Below are 22,800 nucleotides of genomic sequence, written 5' to 3' on the forward strand. Positions count from 1 at the left end.
CTCGCGTAATACTAATTGTGCGCATCATCACAGAGTCGAAGGTAAAACAATAAGATGAAAACGCCCCTGATAACCCGTGAAGGGTATGAAAAACTCAAACAAGAGCTGAATTATCTCTGGCGTGAAGAGCGCCCGGAAGTCACCAAAAAAGTTACCTGGGCCGCAAGTCTGGGTGACCGCAGCGAAAATGCCGACTACCAGTATAATAAAAAGCGCCTGCGTGAGATCGACCGCCGCGTCCGATATTTGACCAAGTGCATGGAGAATCTGAAAATCGTCGATTACTCCCCGCAGCAGGAAGGCAAAGTCTTCTTTGGCGCATGGGTTGAGATTGAAAATGACGATGGAGACATCCGCAAATTCCGTATTGTTGGCTACGATGAGATCTTCGGCCGTAAAGATTACATCTCTATCGATTCGCCGATGGCGCGGGCGCTGCTGAAAAAAGAGGTCGGCGATCTCGCGGTGGTGAACACCCCTGGCGGGGAAGCCAGCTGGTACGTGAATGAGATTGAATACGTTAAGTGAGACCGGAACAATCCGAAGCCCCCGTAGATGACTGGCATTTTTGCCAGTCAATCCGTATAACTATCCCCTGATTTTTTATCCTATAGACGAAGCTATCCATGATGAATGATTCTTTCTGCCGCATTATCGCAGGTGAAATTCAGGCTCGTGCTGAACAGGTAGAAGCTGCCGTTCGCTTGCTTGACGAAGGGAACACCGTGCCGTTTATCGCACGTTATCGTAAGGAAATCACCGGCGGTCTGGATGATACGCAACTGCGTAATCTGGAAACCCGTCTGGGATATCTGCGTGAACTGGAAGACCGCCGTCAGGCAATCCTGAAATCTATCGGCGAGCAAGGCAAACTGACCGACGATCTGGCGAAAGCGATCAACGGCACGTTAAGTAAGACCGAACTCGAAGATCTCTATCTGCCGTACAAACCTAAACGCCGTACCCGTGGGCAAATCGCCATTGAGGCCGGACTGGAGCCGCTGGCAGACCTGTTGTGGAACGAACCGTCTCACGACCCGGAAACGGAAGCCGCTAAATACCTCAACGCCGACAACGGCGTGACGGATACCAAAGCCGCACTCGACGGCGCACGCTACATTCTGATGGAGCGCTTCGCAGAAGACGCCGCCCTGCTGGCGAAAGTGCGTGATTACCTGTGGAAAAACGCCCACCTGGTCTCCACCGTGGTAAGCGGTAAAGAAGAGGAAGGCGCGAAGTTCCGCGACTACTTCGATCACCACGAACCGATCTCTACCGTGCCGTCTCACCGTGCGCTGGCCATGTTCCGTGGCCGTAACGAAGGCGTGCTTCAGCTTTCGCTGAATGCCGATCCGCAATTCGATGAGCCGCCAAAAGAGAGCCACGGCGAACAGATTATCCAGAACCACCTGGGACTGCGCCTGAACAACGCCCCTGCCGACAGTTGGCGTAAAGGCGTGGTCAGTTGGACATGGCGAATTAAGGTGCTGATGCACCTCGAAACCGAGCTGATGGGCACCGTGCGTGAACGTGCCGAAGATGAAGCGATTAACGTCTTCGCCCGTAACCTGCACGATCTGCTGATGGCCGCGCCTGCGGGTCTGCGTGCCACCATGGGCCTCGATCCCGGTCTGCGTACCGGCGTGAAGGTGGCGGTTGTTGACGGCACCGGCAAGCTGGTCGCGACCGACACCATTTATCCACACACCGGTCAGGCCGCCAAAGCCGCCGTTGCTGTAGCGGCGCTGTGTGAAAAATACAACGTTGAACTGGTGGCGATTGGTAATGGTACGGCGTCGCGTGAAACCGAACGTTTCTTCCTCGACGTGCAGAAACAGTTCCCGAAAGTCACCGCACAGAAAGTGATCGTCAGCGAAGCCGGGGCATCAGTTTACTCTGCTTCCGAGCTGGCGGCGCAGGAATTCCCGGATCTCGACGTTTCATTGCGTGGCGCGGTGTCTATCGCCCGTCGTCTGCAGGACCCGCTGGCTGAGCTGGTGAAAATCGATCCGAAATCGATCGGCGTGGGCCAGTATCAGCACGACGTTAGCCAGACGCAGCTGGCGCGTAAGCTGGATGCGGTGGTGGAAGACTGCGTAAACGCCGTCGGCGTCGATCTCAATACCGCCTCCGTTCCGCTGTTGACCCGCGTGGCCGGCCTGACGCGCATGATGGCGCAAAACATCGTCGCCTGGCGCGATGAGAACGGTCAGTTCCAGAACCGTCAGCAACTGCTGAAAGTCAGCCGTCTGGGGCCAAAAGCCTTTGAACAGTGCGCGGGCTTCCTGCGCATCAACCATGGCGATAACCCACTGGATGCCTCCACCGTTCACCCGGAAGCCTACCCGATCGTGGAACGCATTCTGGCCGCCACCGAGCAATCGCTGCGTGACCTGATGGGCAACAGCGACGAACTGCGCAATCTGAAAGCTGCCGATTTCACCGATGAACGTTTCGGGGTGCCGACCGTCACCGACATCATCAAAGAGCTGGAAAAACCGGGCCGCGACCCGCGTCCTGAATTTAAAACCGCACAGTTTGCCGATGGTGTAGAAACCATGAACGATCTGCTGCCGGGGATGATCCTGGAAGGGGCGGTCACCAACGTCACCAACTTCGGCGCGTTTGTGGATATCGGCGTTCATCAGGATGGACTGGTGCATATCTCTTCATTGTCGAATAAGTTCGTCGACGATCCACACACCGTGGTGAAAGCGGGCGACATCGTGAAGGTGAAAGTGCTGGAAGTTGACCTGCAACGCAAGCGTATCGCGCTGACCATGCGCCTGGACGAGCAGCCGGGTGAAACCAATGCGCGTCGCGGCGGCGGGAACAACGATCGCGCTCAGGGCAATCGCCCGGCCCCTAAAGCCGCGAAACCTCGCGGTCGTGACACTCAGCATGCGGGCAACAGCGCCATGATGGATGCGCTGGCGGCGGCAATGGGTAAAAAACGCTAAGTTTGGATCATGTGCCGGATGGCGGTGTAAACACCCTGTCCGGCATATTTAATATATTATCTTCTCTCCGCCCCTTATATTTATCACCTCATTAACAAATAAAACCTTAATTAAACATTAAGAAAGTCAATAATGACACTGCAGAAACATTCATTCCAAAGCGGAATAAATGTTGAGAAATATCAAAATTGGCTCAAATTATTGTTCAATTCTACATTCCGTCACATTTATTCTATTGATGATAGAAACCATTCTCATTATCATTGTTTTGTTGATTATTTACTCTTTCCTTACGTTGGCTAATCATCTGGTCTCATGCCGCCCTGTCGCCCCATGAGGTAATCATCCAGTTAGCGAGATATAAGTAGGTCCCTATGCAATTCACTCCTGACAGTGCGTGGAAAATTACCGGCTTTGCCCGTGAAATCAGCCCAGCTTATCGTCAGAAACTGTTGTCACTTGGCATGCTGCCCGGCTCCTCCTTCAACGTGGTACGCGTCGCCCCGCTCGGCGATCCTATCCATATCGAAACGCGTCGCGTAAGCCTGGTATTGCGTAAGAAAGATCTGGCGTTATTAGAAGTGGAAGCGGTTTCCTGTTAATACAGTGAGTCTATAAAAATGAAAAAACTAACCATTGGTTTAATTGGTAATCCTAATTCCGGCAAGACAACCTTATTCAACCAGCTCACCGGCGCGCGCCAGCGTGTAGGTAACTGGGCTGGCGTTACCGTTGAGCGTAAAGAAGGTCATTTCGCCACAACGGACCATCAGGTCACGCTGGTAGATTTACCCGGCACCTATTCTCTGACGACAATCTCATCCCAGACCTCTCTCGATGAGCAAATTGCCTGTCACTATATTTTGAGCGGCGACGCAGATCTGTTGATCAACGTGGTCGATGCTTCAAACCTTGAACGCAACCTCTACCTGACGTTGCAACTGCTTGAGTTGGGCATCCCCTGCATCGTCGCGTTGAATATGCTGGATATCGCAGAAAAGCAGCAAATCCGTATCGATATCGACGCCCTCTCAGCACGTCTTGGCTGCCCGGTGGTTCCGCTGGTTTCCACCCGCGCCCGCGGCATTGAAGCGCTGAAACTGGCGATCGACCGCTACAAAGAAAACGACACCGTCGAGCTGGTCCATTATGCCCAGCCGCTGTTGCAGGAAGCGGATTCCCTCGCCGACGCGATGGCCAAAGACATGCCACTGAAACAGCGCCGCTGGCTGGGTCTGCAGATGCTGGAAGGCGATATCTACAGCCGCGCCTATGCGGGTGATGCCGCGCAAAATCTCGATGCTTCCATCGCACGCCTGAGCGAGACTATGGACGATCCGGCGCTGCACATCGCCGATGCGCGCTATCAGTGCATTGCCGCTATCTGCGATACCGTCAGCAATACTCTGACGGCAGAACCGAGCCGTTTCACCACCGCGGTAGATAAAATCGTCCTTAACCGCTTCCTCGGACTGCCGATTTTCCTGTTCGTGATGTACCTGATGTTCCTGCTCGCCATTAACATCGGCGGCGCGCTGCAACCGTTGTTTGACGTCGGCTCCGTAGCACTCTTTATCCATGGTATTCAGTGGATTGGCTACACGCTGCACTTCCCGGACTGGCTAACCATCTTCCTGGCCCAGGGCCTTGGCGGCGGGATTAACACCGTGCTACCGCTGGTACCGCAAATCGGCATGATGTACCTGTTCCTCTCCTTCCTTGAAGACTCCGGCTACATGGCGCGCGCCGCATTTGTGATGGACCGTCTGATGCAGGCGCTGGGACTGCCGGGCAAATCGTTTGTCCCGCTGATCGTCGGCTTTGGCTGTAACGTACCGTCCGTGATGGGCGCACGTACGCTGGACGCCCCGCGTGAGCGTCTGATGACCATCATGATGGCGCCGTTTATGTCCTGCGGCGCACGTCTGGCGATTTTCGCCGTCTTTGCCGCGGCGTTCTTTGGTCAGAACGGTGCACTGGCGGTCTTCTCGCTGTACGTACTGGGTATCGTGATGGCGGTGTTGACCGGCCTGATGCTCAAACACACCATCATGCGTGGTGAAGCAACGCCGTTCGTGATGGAGCTGCCGGTATACCACGTGCCGCACATCAAGAGTCTGATTATTCAGACCTGGCAACGCCTGAAAGGCTTTGTTCTGCGTGCGGGTAAAGTCATCATCATCGTCAGCATTTTCCTCAGCGCGTTTAACAGCTTCTCGCTGAGCGGGAAAATCGTCGATAACATCAACGACTCTGCGCTGGCCTCCGTTAGCCGTGTTATTACTCCAGTGTTTAAACCGATTGGCGTTCACGAAGATAACTGGCAGGCAACCGTAGGTTTGTTCACCGGCGCGATGGCGAAAGAAGTGGTAGTTGGTACACTGAACACGCTCTATACCGCAGAAAACATTCAGGAAGAAGAGTTCAATCCGGCAGATTTCCACCTTGGCGACGAGCTGCTCGGTGCGGTGGATGAAACCTGGCAAAGCCTGAAAGACACCTTCAGCCTGAGCGTACTGGCCAACCCTATCGAAGCCAGCAAGGGCGACGGAGAAATGGCGACGGGCGCAATGGGCGTGATGGGTGAGAAATTTGGCAGCGCCGCCGCCGCGTACAGCTACCTGATCTTTGTTCTGCTATATGTACCGTGCATTTCAGTGATGGGCGCTATCGCACGTGAATCCAGCCGTGGCTGGATGGGCTTCTCGGTTTTGTGGGGGCTGAATATCGCTTATTCAATGTCAACGCTGTTTTATCAGACGGTCAGCTACAAAGAGCACCCGACCTACAGCCTGGTGTGCATTTTAGCGGTCATCCTGTTTAACATCGTGTTACTGGGCCTGCTGCGTCGAGCACGTAGCCGCGTGGACCTCGCACTGCTGGCGACCAACAGAACAGCAAGTTCCTGCTGCTCCAGCACCACTGGCGATTGCCACTAAGGTTATCGACAATGGCATCGCTTATTCAGGTTCGTGATTTATTGGCTTTGCGGGGGCGCATGGAGGCAACACAAATTAGCCACACGCTGCACACCCCGCAGCCGATGATTGACGCCATGCTGAATCAGTTAGAAAAGATGGGCAAAGTGGTGCGGATTCAGGAAGATGCCGACGGGTGTCTTTCCGGAAGCTGCAAAAGTTGCCCGGAAGGTAAAGCCTGCCTGCGCGAATGGTGGGCTTTACGCTAGTGTGCCGCTCCTGCCGGATTCAGCGTTTATGCTGATATTCGGCTTTTTGCGTAACGGCTCCCACAACGATTTCACTGTTTCAGCAAAACAGATCTATCCCTCAGCCTTCCGCGCAGAACTATCAACTCGTGGATGATTACTGTCGATCGAGCAAGTAGAGTCTCGTCATCTTATTTCCCAGGTGACGGATCGCCATGAATACTGACACGACAGCTACGCCGCATGACGCGATTTTCAAAACGTTTTTGAACCACCCAGCGACCGCCCGCGATTTTCTGCAACTTCATCTACCCGACTCTTTGCGTGCACTTTGCGATCTGAACACACTACAACTGGAATCGGGCAGCTTTATTGAAGATGATTTGCGCGCGTACTATTCAGACGTGTTGTGGTCGCTGAAAACTCGTGAAGGTGATGGCTACATTTACACCATCATTGAACATCAGAGTACCGCGGATGCTCATATGGCATTTCGCCTCATGCGCTATGCCATTGCCGTAATGCAGAGGCATCTGGACGCGGGCCATAAGCAACTACCGTTGGTGATCCCCCTACTTTTTTATCATGGTACCGTCAGCCCATATCCCTATTCACTTTGTTGGCTGGACGAGTTTGATGACCCGGAGTCCGCCAGACAACTTTATAGCACCGCGTTTCCACTGATCGATATCACCGTTGTACCCGATGACGAGATTATGCAGCACCGCCGGATGGCGCTGCTGGAGCTCATCCAAAAACATATACGTAAACGCGATTTGATGGGGTTAGTAGAAAAACTCGCCATCCTGCTTGTTAAAGGACACGCTAATGACAACCAGTTGAAAGCCCTGTTTAATTACCTGATGCAGGCCGGGGACACCGCGCGTTTTAGCGAATTTATTCACCAGGTCGCCGAACGTTTACCTCAACACAAGGAAAAGTTGATGACTATTGCCGAAAGATTACGTCAGGAAGGGCACCTTAATGGTCTTCAGGAAGGTCACAGGAAAGGGTTACGAGAGGGATTACAAGAGGGGTTACGAGAGGGTTTGCAACAAGGCAAACGTGAGGAAGCTCTGCGCATTGCAACAACCATGCAGGTTGATGGCATAGACCCGCTGACTATCTGCAGAATCACCGGCCTGACTGCTGAGGATCTGGCTACGTGCAGCCATTAATCCCCAGCCCGGCAGCATGATTCTACCGGGCAAAACAGCGGATTTATAGCCGCTGTTTTAACGCCACCAGCGCTGAGCAGAACTCCGCCGGATGCGAGATAAACGGCGCATGCGCCGCCTTAGCAAACACCAACGACTCGCTCTGCGGCCAGAGGGCATCCAACATCGGGACGACTTTGCGCGGAACCAGCCCGTCAAGATAGCCGTACAACCGCAGGAATGGCATTTCCACCGAACGCAGCGACTCACGCAAATCGACCGTTTTCAGGATCTCCAGCCCGCCATTAAGCACCTCGACGTCCGGCATGGGTAAAGCCAGCACCGTTTTCTTCAACGCTCGCGCATCCTGACGCGCGGTTTCCGTACCCATCGTTTGCAATGCCAGAAAACGCTCCACTGTACGCTGGAAATCTTCGCTCAGCTGCTGCTGGAAGCCTGCCAGCACTTCTGGCTTGATGCCTGGCCACTCCTCGCGCGCGCTAAAGCAAGGGGAAGAGGCCACGGTCACCAGCGCCTGAACACGCTCAGGATGGGTTAACGCCACCTGGCTTGCAACCAGCCCGCCCAGGCTCCAGCCGAGCCAAATGGCTTTCTCCGGTGCCTGTTTTAATACTCGCTCAGCCATCTCTTCCAGCGACATCGCGCCGAAACCCTGGCTGCGGCCAAATCCCGGTAAGTCGACAAGATGCAGCGTGAAATGCGAGCTCAGTTCCTCGCTTATGCAATGCCACACCTCTGCATTCAGTCCCCATCCGTGCAGCAGCACAAGATGGCAATTTCCCGAACCCTGGGTCTGCCACCAGATGTCATTCATCAGTTACTGTTCTCTTTTAGCTAACAAGGATGTCTCTATGCTAACAGTACCAGGATTATGCTGGCTATGCCGAATGCCGCTGAGGTTGGGGCATTGGGGAATTTGCTCTGTCTGCACACGGGTAGTACGCCAGCATGACAGCCTGTGCCCACAGTGCGGGCTACCGGCCATTTACACCTCGCTTCCCTGTGGTCGTTGCCTACAAAAACCACCGCCGTGGCAGCGCCTGGTTTCAGTCAGCGATTATGTTCCGCCAGTAAGCGGGCTTATCCACCAGCTTAAATTTTCACGGTACAGCGAAATAGCCCCTGCGCTGGCACGTCTGCTGTTGCTGGAGGTATTGCAGGCACGGCGCGTCAGCGGTCTTCCTCTGCCAGACAGGCTCATCAGCGTACCGCTCTGGCAGCGACGGCACTGGCGCAGGGGGTTTAATCAGAGCGAATTACTGTGTCGCCCACTGGCGCGCTGGCTGGGCTGCGACTGGGACAGCCGGACCATATCGCGGGTTCGGGCAACCGCCACGCAGCACCATCTCAGCGCCCGATTGCGTAAACGTAACCTGAAAAACGCCTTTCGCCTTGAATTGCCGGTGCAGGGACTCCATATGGTTATTGTGGATGATGTCGTCACTACCGGAAGTACCGTCGCGGAAATCGCGCAGCTGCTTTTACGCAACGGCGCGGCGACTGTCCAGGTATGGTGCCTGTGTCGAACCTTGTAGAGCCTCGATGATGGGCGTATTATAACCAAGTAAAATAGTCAACTATTAGGCCATTACTATGATCCATATTTCCGATGCTGCACAAGCGCACTTTGCCAAACTGCTGGCAAATCAGGAAGAAGGGACACAAATCCGCGTATTTGTGATTAATCCCGGCACGCCTAACGCTGAATGCGGCGTTTCTTATTGTCCGCCGGACGCCGTGGAAGCAACCGACACCGCCATTAAATTTGACCTGCTGACCGCATATGTTGATGAACTGAGCGCACCGTATCTGGAAGATGCAGAAATCGATTTCGTTACCGACCAGTTAGGCTCCCAGCTGACCCTGAAAGCGCCAAACGCCAAAATGCGTAAAGTTGCCGATGATGCACCGCTGATGGAACGCGTGGAGTACATGCTGCAATCGCAGATCAACCCGCAGCTGGCAGGCCACGGTGGTCGCGTCTCTCTGATGGAAATCACCGATGAAGGCTACGCCATTCTGCAGTTTGGCGGCGGCTGTAACGGTTGTTCAATGGTCGATGTGACGCTGAAAGAAGGTATCGAGAAGCAGCTGCTGGCTGAATTCCCGGAACTGAAAGGCGTTCGCGATTTAACCGAACACCAGCGTGGCGAGCACTCTTACTACTAGCGACCAGACTTGTAGGCCCGGTAAGACGCATCCGCGTCGCCATCGGACATTGATGCCGGATGGCAGCGTAAACGCTTTATCCGGCCTACGTCCTTACATTTCTCTGCATGTACCCTGCAACAATCCCCCTCATAATTTGACCAGCCTCTCATAATTTAAATTTTGCCTGTCCAGGTGATTCTCAAGCGCAGTATGTTACCCGTATCATTCGTATCAGCACCCAAGACGCACATAACAGCCAGCGAAACTGATTAGTTTTACGGGCAATCAGCATTGGTGCTGTAAATACGCTGTTCCCGGTCGGGACAATCGGAATTTGTCATCTAAACACTGACGTTACCCATAACAAAGTAAAGGCCAGGTAAATCATGCCATTAGTCATCGTTGCTATCGGTGTAATCTTGTTACTCCTCCTGATGATCCGTTTCAAAATGAACGGTTTCATCGCTCTCGTCCTGGTGGCGCTTGCTGTCGGATTGATGCAAGGGATGCCACTGGATAAAGTCATTGGTTCGATTAAAGCCGGTGTCGGCGGAACCCTTGGCAGCCTCGCCCTGATTATGGGTTTTGGCGCCATGCTGGGCAAAATGCTGGCGGACTGCGGCGGCGCACAGCGCATCGCAACCACCCTGATTGCTAAATTCGGCAAAAAACATATTCAGTGGGCGGTGGTATTAACCGGCTTCACCGTTGGTTTTGCCCTGTTCTACGAAGTTGGTTTCGTACTGATGCTGCCGCTGGTGTTCACCATTGCCGCTGCTGCCAACATCCCGCTGCTGTACGTTGGCGTGCCGATGGCTGCCGCGCTGTCCGTAACGCACGGCTTCCTGCCGCCGCACCCGGGTCCGACTGCTATCGCCACTATTTTCCATGCAGATATGGGTAAAACCCTGCTGTTTGGTACGATTCTGGCAATCCCGACCGTTATTCTCGCCGGTCCTGTTTACGCACGTTTCCTGAAAGGTATCGATAAGCCGATCCCGGAAGGTCTGTACAGCGCGAAAACCTTCACTGAAGAAGAGATGCCTGGCTTTGGCGTCAGCGTCTGGACCTCTCTGGTCCCGGTTATTCTGATGGCAATGCGCGCCGTGGCAGAGATGATCCTGCCGAAAGGACATGCTTTCCTGACGGTTGCAGAATTCCTCGGTGACCCGGTTATGGCAACGCTTATCGCGGTGCTGATTGCGATGTTCACGTTTGGTCTGAACCGTGGACGTTCGATGGATCAGATTAACGACACGCTGGTGTCCTCAATCAAAATCATCGCGATGATGCTGTTGATTATCGGTGGTGGCGGTGCCTTCAAACAGGTCCTGGTTGATAGCGGCGTCGACAAATACATCGCTTCAATGATGCACGGCTCTAACGTGTCTCCACTGCTGATGGCATGGTCTATCGCTGCAGTACTGCGTATCGCACTGGGTTCTGCAACTGTTGCGGCAATCACCGCTGGCGGGATTGTGGCACCACTGATTGCAACGACCGGCGTAAGCCCTGAGCTAATGGTTATTGCAGTCGGTTCTGGTTCCGTCATTTTCTCCCACGTGAACGATCCAGGCTTCTGGCTGTTCAAGGAGTACTTCAACCTGACTATCGGTGAAACCATCAAGTCATGGTCAATGCTGGAAACCATTATTTCAGTATGCGGCCTGGTAGGGTGCCTGCTGTTAAATATGGCAATCTGATGTAAAAAAGCCGGGTGGCGCTAGCGCCTACCCGGCTTAATTTCTTTACTTCTTCTTCGCCGCTGCTTTTCGCCGCTTATCCAAATCCTTAATCAGCTTGTTCACGCCCTCATCTGCAAACATCTGCTCCAGCGTGGCGGTGAGCTTACGCCGCCAGTTTTTGTACTGGTCGCTGGTCCCCGGAATGTTGACCGGTTCAGCCATATCCAGCCAGTCTTCCGGTTGCAGGCCCAGCAACGCGCTGTTGCTGTCAGCGATGTAGCGTTGCATGCCGCGATTAAGAATCGGCGTCATCGACATCAGGGATGCCTTGTGACCAGCACGTTTTGGCAGGCAGCCGTATTTGTGCAGCGCGTCCAGCAGCCCCTGTTTCGCCAGCTCCCGGTCCTGATACAACCCCCGCAGCACGACTTCATCCGGGTACAGGCCCAGCGCCTTACCCAGCGTCAAATCGCCGCTATCCCAATAACCTTTAAGCGTAGGAAGGTCATGCGTCGCCGCGACTGCCATTGATTGTTCCGGGTACGCTTTCGGCGCACGGAAGTTTTTCTCATGGTCATTCTCGAAATAAAGCACTTTGTAGGAGTACACGCCGCTGTCGCGCAGCTTGCTGACGATCTCCACGGGAACGGTACCCAGATCCTCACCAATTACCATGCAGTGATGACGTTTACTCTCCAGCGCCAGAATTGAAAGCAGGTCATCGACCGGATAGTGCACGTAAGCGCCGTGATCGGCAGTTTCACCGTAGGGGATCCACCACAGACGCAGCATCGACATAACATGGTCGATACGCAGCGCGCCGCAGTTCTGCATATTGGCGCGCAGCAGTTCGATAAAGGGTTCGTAGGCCCGTGACGTGATGATGTGCGGATCCATCGGCGGCAGCCCCCAGTTTTGCCCAAGCGGCCCAAGAATATCCGGCGGCGCGCCAACTGAGGCTTTCAGACAATACAGTTCACGGTCACACCAGGTCTCTGACCCACCTTCTGCCACACCAACCGCCAGGTCGCGATACAGTCCAATCGGCATCGCAAAACTCTGGCTGGTTTTCCAGCAGTCAGCAAACTGGGTATACGCCAGCCACTGCAGCCACAGGTAGAAATCCACCTCATCACGATGCTCTGCGCAGAACTGTTTGACCTCCGGCGAATCTACCGACTGAAAAGCTTCCGGCCACACCGGCCATCCCCAGCGCAACGCATCCTCTTGCACCTGATGCGCATGCAACGCGTCAAAGGCTGCCTGCCAGTACAGGCTATCTCCTTCCTGAGCCACAAACTGGCGAAATGCCGCCATCTGCTCATCGTCACGTGCAGAGAAATTTTTCCACGCCATGCGCAGCGCGGTCATCTTCAGTGCGGTAACAGCAGAATAATCAACCCACTCGGCATCCCGCGCACGTTGCAGGGTTTGCTGAGTCGCGGGTTTCTGCCACCAGCTTTGCGCCTCTTTGCTCAGATGAAAATCTTCCACTGCGTTGACGTCGATATATATGACGTTCAACCAGCGACGTGATGACGGGCTGTACGGGCTGGCGCTTTCCGGGTTCGCCGGATACAGCGCGTGAATAGGATTAAGCCCGATAAACGCGCCGCCGCGTTGCGCCACATCTACCAGCATGGCGCGGAGATCGCCAAAGTCGCCAATCCCCCAGTTTTTCTCTGAACGCAGGGTGTAGAGCTGAACGCATGCGCCCCACAGTTTTTGCCCCTCCAGCAGCGCCTGCGGTTCATAGCAGCGCTTTGGCGCCACGATGACACGACAGTGGGTGCGCAGCTCGCCCTGCGTCAATGTCAGCGAGTGATAGCCCTCCGACAGTTTCGTCGGAAGGTGAAAAGATTTGCCGCCGATGGCATGCCCTTTGTGCTGTACGCCATCTTCAGTGGTCAGCAGCCAGCTAAACTCTCCGCTTCCCTCAACCGCCAGCGACATTTTCTTACCGGCGGTATAAACCATGACATTCGGCACTGGCGTCACCGCCACCTGCGTGGCGGCGGTGGTGCGATGCATGGCTTCAAGCAAACGCCGCTTGGTTTCGGCGCCAATAGACTGCGGTTTGCCGTGAGCGTTAATGTAATTGGGGCTGATCCCCGCCGCCAGCGCGGCATTATCCAGACGTTTGCTTTCCATCGCGATTCCTTAACGTTTCGCCTGCCAGATACGGGCCTGATAATCGCGGATGGAGCGATCCGAGCTGAACATGCCGCAACGTGCGGTATTCAGAATCGCCGCCCGGGTCCAGGCTTCCTGGTCACGATACAACACGTCAACCTGCTTCTGAGCTTCAACGTAGGCCGCGAAGTCCGCCATCACCAGATACGGGTCGCCGCCCTGCTTGCCGATACTGTGCAGCATCTGGTCAAAGGCATGCTTGTCGCCGTCGCTGTATTTCCCGCTTTCCAGCTCTTTCAGGACCGCATCCAGCACTTTGTCTTTCTTACGCCATTTCACCGGATCGTAACCTTTGGCCTTGAGCGCCTTCACCTCTTCCACGGTATGACCAAAGATAAAGATATTCTCGTCGCCCACTTTTTCGGCGATTTCGACGTTTGCGCCATCCAGCGTACCGACAGTTAAGGCGCCATTCAGCGCCAGCTTCATGTTGCCGGTGCCGGAAGCCTCTTTCCCTGCGGTTGAGATCTGCTCAGAGATATCCGCCGCCGGGATCAGCATTTCCGCCGCTGAGACACAGTAATCCGGCAGGAACACGATCTTCAACTTATCGCCAACTTTCGGGTCGTTATTGATGGTTTCCGCCACCTTGTTAATGGCGAAGATGATATTTTTCGCCAGGTAGTAACCCGGAGCCGCTTTCGCCCCAAACAGGAATACGCGCGGCACGCGATCGGCCTGCGGGTTCTCACGGATTTCTTTGTACAACGCCAGAATATGCAGCAGGTTCAGGTGCTGACGCTTGTACTCATGCAGACGTTTAATCTGAATATCAAAAATCGCGTTAGTCGTTATCTCAATACCGGTTCGCGCTTTAATAAACTTCACCAGACGCGCTTTGTTCTCCAGCTTGATGTCACGATACTGCTGACGGAACTTCGCGTCGTCGGCGTATTTTTCCAGGTTAATCAACTGGTCGAGGTCGTTAGCCCACTCTTTTTTCAGCGATTTATCCAGCAGCGCAGCCAGCGCCGGGTTGCACTGCTTAATCCAGCGACGTGGGGTAATCCCATTGGTGACGTTGTGGAATTTGTTCGGCCACAGTTGGTGATATTCCGGGAACAGATCTTTCACCACCAGATCGGAGTGCAGCGCCGCCACACCGTTAACCGCAAAGCCGCTGACCACGCACATGTTAGCCATGCGCACCTGTTTGTTGTGCACCACAGCCAGCTTCGCCCAGACTTCAGCATCACCCGGCCAGGTTTTATCGACCAATGTCTTAAAGCGCTCGTTAATCTCTTTGATGATTTGCATATGGCGCGGTAATAGCGCTTTCACCAGCTTCTCATCCCAGCACTCCAGCGCCTCTGGCATCAAAGTGTGGTTGGTATACGCAAACGTCTTGCTGGTGATCGTCCATGCATCGTCCCAGCTCATCTGGTGCTCATCGATCAGCACGCGCAGCAGTTCAGGGATCGCAATAGTCGGGTGGGTGTCGTTCAGTTGAATAACTTCGTAGTCGGCCAGTTCGTGCAGTTTACGTCCCGCCAGATGATGGCGGCGCAGAATATCGGCTACGGAGCAGGCGCACTGGAAGTACTGCTGCATCAGGCGCAGCTTTTTACCCGCCGTGTGGTTGTCGTTCGGGTACAGCACTTTGGTCAGTTTTTCAGCGTCGATACCCTGCTGCTCGGCACGCAGGAAATCACCGTCGTTAAATTTGGTCAGGTTAAACGGATGCGCATGGCTGGCCTGCCACAAACGCAGCGGCTGCGCCACGCCGTTGCGGTAGCCGAGAACCGGTAGATCCCAGGCCTGACCGGTGATGATGAATCCCGGCTCCCAGTGGCCTTGTTTGCTGACCTTGCCGCCAATGCCGACTTGCACATCCAGTGCTTCATTGTGGCGGAACCACGGGTAGCTGCCGCGATGCCAGTCATCCGGAGCTTCCATCTGTTGCCCATCAGCAAATGACTGACGGAATAAGCCGTACTGATAGTTGAGGCCATAGCCCGTCGCCGACTGGCCAACCGTTGCCATCGAGTCGAGGAAACACGCAGCCAGACGGCCCAGCCCCCCGTTCCCCAACGCCGGATCGGTTTCTTCTTCCAGCAAGTCGGTCAGGTTGATGTCGTGTGCTTTCAGCTCGTCGCTCACCGCCTGATACCAGCCCAGGTTGAGCAAGTTGTTCCCCGTCAGACGGCCAATCAAAAACTCCATTGAGATATAGTTAACATGGCGCTGATTTTTTGCCGGTTTCACCGCAGGCTGGGCGCTGAGTAACTCAGCCAACGCCCCACTCACGGCCTGCCACCACTGGCGCGACGTCATTTCGTGAGCCGACGATAAACCGAAGCGCTGCCACTGACGCGTCAGGGCAGCCTGAAATTGATCTTTGTTGAAAGTAGGCTGTGACATAGGGATTCCAGGTCCTTAGGTAATAAACAACGTTATCGCTAGTTTGCCAGGCTCGTTGTTGACCTTCCTCATCCTGCCAGGGATTAGGTAGGGAGGAGGAGCGGGGATGAGCGTTAAAATGTGATCGCCGCCACTTTACGAGGGGTATTATGGCTGATAAATACGCAGGCTCTGCGCATACCCCTGAAATGCATCGCGGTTTTCGCATTAATCAAAATGAGATTATCCAGACAATATCAAACAGGAAGATGACATTTAGAAAAAATATGTAAACGGAGAAATAGTTTCTAACCTGAAATACACATTCTGCTTAAGATATTTCACATGAAAGTTTTAAGTCGAGCACAAAATTCATCGACTTTTATTCATCACCACAGTAACCATATAAAAGAAGAGGAGTTATTCCGCCCCGTAAAAATAACGCTGGATCCAGTCACCATGCCTGTTGCGACTCTTTAAAACAATTATTGCAATAGATGTATAGATTTGTGACATAGTGCAAAATCAGACACACAAAAAGTCCGCTTAGCTTGCAATAAATCCCGTTCTGGCCGACCTTATATCTATTAATTACGAAGCGCAAAAAAAATCGTTTTCCCCCATATTCACACAGTGAAGTGACTAACTTATGTTGATTCCGTCTAAATTAAGTCGTCCGGTTCGACTCGACCATACGGTGGTTCGTGAGCGCCTGTTGGCTAAACTTTCCGGCGCGAACAATTTCAGGCTTGCCCTGATAACAAGTCCTGCTGGTTATGGAAAAACAACGCTTGTTTCACAATGGGCGGCGGGGAAGAACGAATTAGGCTGGTATTCCCTGGATGAAGGCGATAACCAGCAAGAGCGCTTCGCCAGCTATTTGATTGCGGCAATCCAACAGGCGACCGGTGGGCACTGCACCACCAGCGAAGCCATGGTGCAAAAACGCCAGTATGCCAGCCTGACTTCACTGTTTGCCCAGTTGTTCATTGAACTGGCAGAGTGGCATCGTCCACTCTATCTGGTCGTGGATGATTATCATCTGATCTCCAATCCAGCCATCCACGAAGCGATGCGTTTTTTCCTGCGCCATCAGCCGGAGAATCTGACATTAGTCGTGCTGTCGCGAAACCTACCGCAACTGGGCATTGCCAACCTGCGCGTACGCGATCAACTGCTGGAAATCGGCAGTCAGCAGTTGGCGTTTAACCACCAGGAAGCCAAACAATTCTTTGACCGTCGCCTGTCCTCCCCGATTGAGGCTGCGGAAAGTAGCCGCATGTGCGATGACGTTGCAGGCTGGGCCACGGCGTTACAGCTGATCGCCTTATCTGCCCGTCAGAACAACCATTCCGCCCACCAGTCGGCACGACGTCTGGCCGGTATCAACGCCAGCCATTTATCCGATTATCTGGTCGATGAAGTCCTGGACAGCGTCGATATCGGAACCCGCCATTTCCTGCTAAAAAGCGCCATCCTGCGCTCGATGAACGATGCGCTGATTGTTCGGGTCACGGGCGAAGAAAACGGCCAAATGCGGCTGGAGGAAATTGAGCGCCAGGGATTATTCCTGCAGCGGATGGATGATGTCGGCGAATGGTTTAGCTATCACCCGCTATTTGGCAGCTTTTTACGCCAGCGTTGCCAGTGGGAGTTAGCTACCGAACTTCCCGAAATACACCGCGCCGCCGCTGAAAGCTGGATGGCGCAAGGTTTTCCGACCGAAGCCATCCACCACGCGCTGGCGGCAGGCGACGCCCATATGCTGCGCGACATTCTGCTCAATCATGCGTGGGGGCTGTTTAACCACAGCGAACTGGCATTACTTGAAGAGTCATTGAAAGCTCTGCCGTGGGAAAGCCTGCTGGAAAATCCGCGTCTGGTTCTGCTGCAAGCCTGGCTGATGCAAAGCCAGCATCGCTACGGCGAGGTGAATACCCTGCTGGCGCGCGCTGAGCAGGAAATGAAAGGCGATATGGAACAGACGCTACATGCTGAATTTAACGCCCTGCGAGCGCAGGTCGCGATTAACGACGGAAATCCTGATGAAGCCGAGCGTCTGGCGAAACTGGCGCTGGATGAATTACCCATCGCCTGGTTCTATAGCCGAATTGTCGCCACCTCGGTACACGGCGAAGTTCTGCACTGTAAGGGCGACCTCACGCGTTCTCTGGCGTTGATGCAGCAAACCGAACAAATGGCGCGCCATCATGACGTCTGGCATTACGCCCTGTGGAGTCTTATTCAGCAAAGTGAAATCTTGTTTGCCCAGGGCTTTTTGCAGGCCGCCTGGGAAATCCAGGAAAAAGCGTTCCAGCTGATCAAAGAGCAGCACCTCGAACAGCTGCCGATGCACGAGTTCCTGGTGCGCATTCGTGCGCAGCTCCTGTGGGCATGGGCGCGCCTGGACGAAGCGGAAGCGTCTGCCCGCTCGGGTATTGAACTACTTTCCACCTTCCAGCCGCAGCAGCAGCTACAGTGTCTGGCGCTGCAGGTTCAGTGTTCGCTGGCGCGTGGCGATCTGGACAACGCCCGTAGCCTGCTCAACCGTCTGGAAAACCTGCTGGGTAATGGCCACTATCACAGCGACTGGATCTCCAACGCTGATAAAGTCCGGGTGATTTACTGGCAAATGGTCGGCGACAAAAATTCAGCCGCCAACTGGCTGCGCCACACGCCGAAACCGGAATTCGCCAATAACCACTTCCTGCAAGGACAATGGCGCAACATCGCCCGTGCGCAGATCCTGCTGGGCGAGTTTGAACCGGCTGAGATTGTGCTGGAAGAGTTGAATGAAAATGCGCGCAATCTGCGCCTGATGAGCGATCTGAACCGTAACCTGCTGCTGCTTAATCAGTTGTACTGGCAGGCGGGGCGCAAAAATGACGCACAGCGGGTGTTGCTCGACGCCCTGCAACTGGCGAACCGCACCGGGTTCATCAGCCACTTTGTGATCGAAGGCGAGGCCATGGCGCAGCAGTTACGCCAGCTGATTCAGCTCAACACATTACCGGAACTTGAACAGCATCGTGCGCAGCGTATTTTGCGCGAGATTAACCAGCATCACCGCCACAAATTCGCCCACTTTGATGAAGGATTCGTTGAACGCCTGCTCACCCACCCGGACGTCCCGGAGCTGATCCGTACCAGCCCGCTGACCCAGCGTGAATGGCAGGTTCTCGGTCTGATTTATTCTGGCTACAGCAACGAGCAGATTGCCGGTGAGCTGGCTGTTGCCGCGACGACCATTAAGACGCACATCCGCAATTTGTACCAAAAGCTCGGCGTGGCGCACCGCCAGGATGCGGTGCAACATGCGCAGAAACTGCTGAAGATGATGGGGTATGGCGTTTAGTTAACGCCTGATGCGCTATGCGTATCAGGCCTGGAACCCGCTTAGCACAACTCTAACTGGATATGATGGTCAGCAATGACCTGCATCACGCCAGCAGGCGGTAGCGTGTCGGTATATACTGCATCCACCATGCTGATACTGCCCATGTTCACCATCGCATTACGCCCAAACTTCGAATGATCCACCACCAGCATCACATGACGTGAATTCTCAATAATGGCGCGTTTGGTGCGAACTTCGTGATAATCAAATTCCAGCAGCGAACCATCGCTGTCGATACCGCTTATCCCTAAGATGCCAAAGTCCAGACGGAACTGTGAAATAAAGTCGAGGGTCGCTTCGCCCATAATACCGCCGTCACGGCTACGCAGTTCGCCACCGGCCAGAATAATGCGGAAATCCTCTTTTGCCATCAGCGTATTCGCCACATTGAGGTTGTTGGTCACAATGCGCAGGTTGCTGTGATTAAGCAGCGCATGAGCGACCGCTTCCGGCGTGGTGCCGATATCAATAAACAGCGTGGAGCCGTTCGGGATCTGCGTGGCGACTTTGCGGGCAATGCGCTCTTTTTCCGCCGTCTGCGTCGCTTTACGGTCATGCCACGGCGTGTTGACCGAGCTGGAGGGCAGCGCCGCGCCGCCGTGATGGCGCAAAATCATGTTCTGATCGGCCAGATCGTTGAGATCGCGGCGAATCGTCTGTGGGCTGACGGAGAAATGCTCCACCAGCTCCTCGGTGCTGACGTATCCCTGTTTTTTTACCAGTTCGATGATCGCGTCATGTCGTTGTGTTTGCTTCATTATGGTTCCCTGAAATTACGTTCGTTTTCGCACATGAATAGTATCAGCAAATGCCATTGCCAGACCGACGGCCAGCCCGGCGATATGCGCGCCGTTCGCCATCGACATGCCGAACAAATCAAACCAGCCGGCAACAATCCACATCAACGCAAAGATAATCAAACCACGCTGCAGGAAAATGCCGCTTTGCGGATCGCGCTCACCGCGCAACCACACGTAGCCCATCAGGGCATACACTACGCCGGAAAGTCCACCGAACCACGGGCCGCTAAATTTCTGCTGCACATAGCCGCTCAACAGCGCGCTAATTACGGTAATGACGATTAGTTTTCCGCTGCCGAGTCGTTTTTCAACCGCGCCGCCGAGATACCACCACCACAACAGGTTGAACAGAATGTGCATCAGTGAGAAGTGCATAAACGCGTGGGTGAAATAACGCCAGAATTCAAATTTCAGCGTAGGATCAAACGGCCATGCCAGCCAGAGCATAACCGCCTGGTCACCCATCACATTCATTGCGATAAACACCAGCACACACGCGGCCATCACCGCCCAGGTCACCGGACCCGCACGTTCGCGCAACGTGGCAAGAAACGGATAGCGTTGATAGCGCAAACCGCTGTCGGTCTGCCCTGACTGCCAGCTTGCCGCCAGATAGCGCGGATCGCCCGGGTTCTCCAGAAATCGCGCCAGTTCAGCATGCACGCGCTCAGCCTGGGACTCATCCGCCAACCAGACATCCGTTTGCTGATGTTGTTGAATCGTCAGGATAACGCCCTGTGTCGCCATATAATCAACAAATGCCTGCGCCACGCGGGGGTTAGCAAAAGAGGTAATCATCAACATGGTTGCTGTCGCTTCATCCACACAAAAGAGGACAGTATATATATCCTGCCCGTTTCAGGCTGCATCTTTGTTAGCTTACGAACCGTATGCCACTTCTGCCGGAAAATGTCGATGCCAGGCATCGAAGCCGCCGTCAACGCTGTAAACCGCGTCATAGCCCTGCTGCAGAAGATATTGCGCCGCGCCTTTACTGCTGTTGCCGTGATAACACATCACCAACACGGTGGTGTCGAAATCATGCTCACGCATAAATGACCCCAGCGTGTCGTTCGTCAGATGAAACGCCTGCGGGGCGTGACCCATCGCATAGCTTTGCGGATCGCGGATATCCACTAACACCACAGCTCCCTGATGCAGCTTCTGATGCGCTTCTTCGACATTAATACATTCAAACTGATCCATTGCTCTCTCTTCTTTATTTGCAGGTGACGCTTTTCGAACATGTTACTTCTTAGTGTACGTCCCGACGGCAGTTAAACACCATAATGTTATATGTATCACTGTAAATTGTTTATCCGATGTTACCAATGGCGCGATTCTTTGCTATTATGCTCGATAACGAACATTAATGAGCTATAACGAAAGTGCGAGAGGCCAGCATGGAAACCAAAGATCTGATTGTGATAGGTGGAGGCATCAACGGTGCCGGTATCGCGGCAGATGCCGCTGGACGCGGATTATCCGTGCTGATGCTGGAAGCACAGGATTTAGCCTGCGCGACCTCCTCCGCCAGCTCCAAACTCATCCACGGTGGCCTGCGCTACCTGGAACACTACGAATTTCGTCTGGTGAGCGAAGCGCTGGCCGAACGTGAAGTGCTGTTGAAAATGGCACCGCATATCGCCTTCCCAATGCGCTTTCGTCTGCCCCATCGCCCGCATCTGCGTCCGGCGTGGATGATCCGTATTGGTCTGTTTATGTACGATCATCTGGGCAAACGCACCAGTTTGCCAGGTTCTACCGGTTTGCGTTTTGGCGCAGATTCCGTAATGAAACCTGAGATTGTGCGCGGTTTCGAATATTCTGACTGCTGGGTAGACGATGCACGACTGGTTTTGGCAAATGCCCAAATGGTCGTACGCAAAGGCGGAGAAGTGTTAACCCGCACGCGCGCCACCTCCGCTCGCCGTGAAAACGGTTTGTGGATTGTGGAAGCCGAAGATATCGATACTGGCAAAAAGCACACCTGGCAGGCGCGCGGTCTGGTCAACGCTACCGGCCCGTGGGTGAAAGAGTTCTTCGACGACGGCATGCACCTGCCATCGCCGTACGGTATTCGCCTGATTAAAGGCAGCCACATCGTGGTGCCGCGCGTCCATACCCAGAAACAGGCTTACATCCTGCAAAACGAAGATAAACGTATTGTGTTTGTCATCCCATGGATGGACGAATTCTCGATCATCGGGACGACCGACGTCGAATACAAAGGCGACCCAAAAGCGGTGAAAATTGATGAGAGTGAAATCAATTACCTGCTGAAGGTCTACAACGCGCACTTTAAGAAACAGCTGGGCCGTGATGATATCGTCTGGACTTACTCAGGCGTGCGCCCGCTGTGCGACGACGAGTCCGACTCGCCGCAGGCTATCACCCGTGATTACACGCTGGATATCCATGATGAAAACGGCAAAGCGCCGCTGCTGTCGGTCTTTGGCGGTAAGCTGACGACCTATCGTAAGCTGGCTGAGCACGCGATGGAAAAACTGGCATCGTACTATCAGGGCATTGGTCCGGCGTGGACGAAAGAGTGCATTCTGCCAGGCGGTGACATTGGCGGCGATCGCGAAGACTACGCGGCCAAACTGCGCCGTCGCTACCCGTTCCTGACCGAGTCGCTGGCGCGCCATTATTCTCGCACCTACGGCAGCAACACCGAATGGATTATCGGCGAAGCCACCTCGCTTGCCGAGTTAGGTGAAGACTTCGGCCACGAGTTCTATGAGGCCGAACTGAAGTATCTGGTCGACCACGAATGGGTTCGTCGTGCGGACGATGCGCTGTGGCGCCGTACGAAAGAAGGGATGTGGCTGAATGCAGAACAGCAGTCGCGCATGACCCAGTGGCTGGCGGAGTACATTGAGAAGCGCCAACTGTCGCTGGCGTCCTGATAAAAATGCCGGATGGCG

The 22,800-nt window shown here is 54.2% G+C and carries 17 protein-coding genes; 11 read left to right on the forward strand and 6 right to left on the reverse strand.

The features are described 5' to 3' along the window. The first annotated feature begins 54 nt into the window (after positions 1–54). The 6 genes from greB (at position 55) to FDX24_RS08225 (ending at position 7,304) form a co-directional block, all read left to right on the forward strand. A complete protein-coding gene (greB, locus tag FDX24_RS08200; protein WP_003023524.1) occupies positions 55–528 on the forward strand; it encodes a transcription elongation factor GreB in 474 nt (157 codons plus the stop codon). A 98-nt stretch (positions 529–626) separates the two neighbouring features. Then, entirely contained in the window at positions 627–2,960 is a 2,334-nt protein-coding gene (locus FDX24_RS08205) for a Tex family protein (protein ID WP_137364114.1), read from the forward strand. Positions 2,961–3,334: 374 nt separating this feature from the next. After that, positions 3,335–3,562: a ferrous iron transporter A gene (gene feoA, locus FDX24_RS08210; RefSeq protein WP_003023519.1), complete on the forward strand. Its 228-nt coding sequence runs from the start codon at positions 3,335–3,337 to the stop codon at positions 3,560–3,562. Between the two features lie 18 nt (positions 3,563–3,580). Then, positions 3,581–5,899, forward strand: a complete 2,319-nt coding sequence (gene feoB / locus FDX24_RS08215; protein ID WP_137364115.1) for a Fe(2+) transporter permease subunit FeoB — start codon at positions 3,581–3,583, stop codon at positions 5,897–5,899. Between the two features lie 11 nt (positions 5,900–5,910). After that, positions 5,911–6,147, forward strand: coding sequence for a [Fe-S]-dependent transcriptional repressor FeoC (feoC, locus tag FDX24_RS08220; protein WP_137364116.1), 237 nt, complete (start codon positions 5,911–5,913; stop codon positions 6,145–6,147). Between the two features lie 194 nt (positions 6,148–6,341). After that, positions 6,342–7,304 (forward strand): Rpn family recombination-promoting nuclease/putative transposase, encoded by a 963-nt coding sequence (locus FDX24_RS08225; protein WP_101742600.1) that lies wholly within the window; start codon positions 6,342–6,344, stop codon positions 7,302–7,304. 43 nt (positions 7,305–7,347) lie between these two features. Here FDX24_RS08225 and bioH read toward each other — a convergent pair whose 3' ends face one another. Continuing rightward, positions 7,348–8,118 carry a pimeloyl-ACP methyl ester esterase BioH gene (gene bioH / locus FDX24_RS08230; RefSeq protein ID WP_137364117.1) on the reverse strand — a complete coding sequence of 257 codons (771 nt, stop codon included), beginning with the start codon at positions 8,116–8,118 and terminating at the stop codon, positions 7,348–7,350. Between the two features lie 37 nt (positions 8,119–8,155). On the opposite strand from bioH, the gene gntX reads away from it, so the two are divergent. The 3 genes from gntX (at position 8,156) to gntT (ending at position 11,158) form a co-directional block, all read left to right on the forward strand. Then, positions 8,156–8,839 carry a DNA utilization protein GntX gene (gntX, locus tag FDX24_RS08235; RefSeq protein ID WP_137364118.1) on the forward strand — a complete coding sequence of 228 codons (684 nt, stop codon included), beginning with the start codon at positions 8,156–8,158 and terminating at the stop codon, positions 8,837–8,839. Positions 8,840–8,897: 58 nt separating this feature from the next. Beyond that, positions 8,898–9,473 carry a Fe-S biogenesis protein NfuA gene (nfuA, locus tag FDX24_RS08240; protein ID WP_003023509.1) on the forward strand — a complete coding sequence of 192 codons (576 nt, stop codon included), beginning with the start codon at positions 8,898–8,900 and terminating at the stop codon, positions 9,471–9,473. A 368-nt stretch (positions 9,474–9,841) separates the two neighbouring features. Then, positions 9,842–11,158 carry a gluconate transporter gene (gene gntT, locus FDX24_RS08245; RefSeq protein ID WP_032950402.1) on the forward strand — a complete coding sequence of 439 codons (1,317 nt, stop codon included), beginning with the start codon at positions 9,842–9,844 and terminating at the stop codon, positions 11,156–11,158. 45 nt (positions 11,159–11,203) lie between these two features. Here the strand turns inward: gntT and malQ are convergent, their stop codons facing one another. Then, entirely contained in the window at positions 11,204–13,291 is a 2,088-nt protein-coding gene (gene malQ, locus FDX24_RS08250; protein WP_137364119.1) for a 4-alpha-glucanotransferase, read from the reverse strand. Positions 13,292–13,300: 9 nt separating this feature from the next. Beyond that, positions 13,301–15,694, reverse strand: a complete 2,394-nt coding sequence (malP, locus tag FDX24_RS08255; protein ID WP_137364120.1) for a maltodextrin phosphorylase — start codon at positions 15,692–15,694, stop codon at positions 13,301–13,303. Positions 15,695–16,322: 628 nt separating this feature from the next. Here malP and malT point away from each other — a divergent pair. After that, positions 16,323–19,028, forward strand: coding sequence for an HTH-type transcriptional regulator MalT (gene malT / locus FDX24_RS08260; RefSeq protein ID WP_048213563.1), 2,706 nt, complete (start codon positions 16,323–16,325; stop codon positions 19,026–19,028). 41 nt (positions 19,029–19,069) lie between these two features. Here malT and FDX24_RS08265 read toward each other — a convergent pair whose 3' ends face one another. From FDX24_RS08265 to glpE, 3 genes are all read right to left on the reverse strand, one after another. After that, on the reverse strand, positions 19,070–19,828 hold the full coding sequence (locus FDX24_RS08265) for a DeoR/GlpR family transcriptional regulator (protein ID WP_003023499.1): 759 nt from the start codon (positions 19,826–19,828) through the stop codon (positions 19,070–19,072). 15 nt (positions 19,829–19,843) lie between these two features. Beyond that, positions 19,844–20,674, reverse strand: a complete 831-nt coding sequence (gene glpG, locus FDX24_RS08270) for a rhomboid family intramembrane serine protease GlpG (protein WP_048213800.1) — start codon at positions 20,672–20,674, stop codon at positions 19,844–19,846. A 75-nt stretch (positions 20,675–20,749) separates the two neighbouring features. Further along, positions 20,750–21,076 carry a thiosulfate sulfurtransferase GlpE gene (glpE, locus tag FDX24_RS08275; protein ID WP_061068742.1) on the reverse strand — a complete coding sequence of 109 codons (327 nt, stop codon included), beginning with the start codon at positions 21,074–21,076 and terminating at the stop codon, positions 20,750–20,752. Positions 21,077–21,273: 197 nt separating this feature from the next. Here glpE and glpD point away from each other — a divergent pair, with 197 nt between their 5' ends. Continuing rightward, on the forward strand, positions 21,274–22,782 hold the full coding sequence (glpD, locus tag FDX24_RS08280) for a glycerol-3-phosphate dehydrogenase (protein WP_137364121.1): 1,509 nt from the start codon (positions 21,274–21,276) through the stop codon (positions 22,780–22,782). Positions 22,783–22,800 lie beyond the last annotated feature (18 nt).

The sequence above is a fragment of the Citrobacter sp. wls716 genome (assembly GCF_005280975.1).
In the GTDB taxonomy this organism is placed as follows: domain Bacteria; phylum Pseudomonadota; class Gammaproteobacteria; order Enterobacterales; family Enterobacteriaceae; genus Citrobacter; species Citrobacter youngae.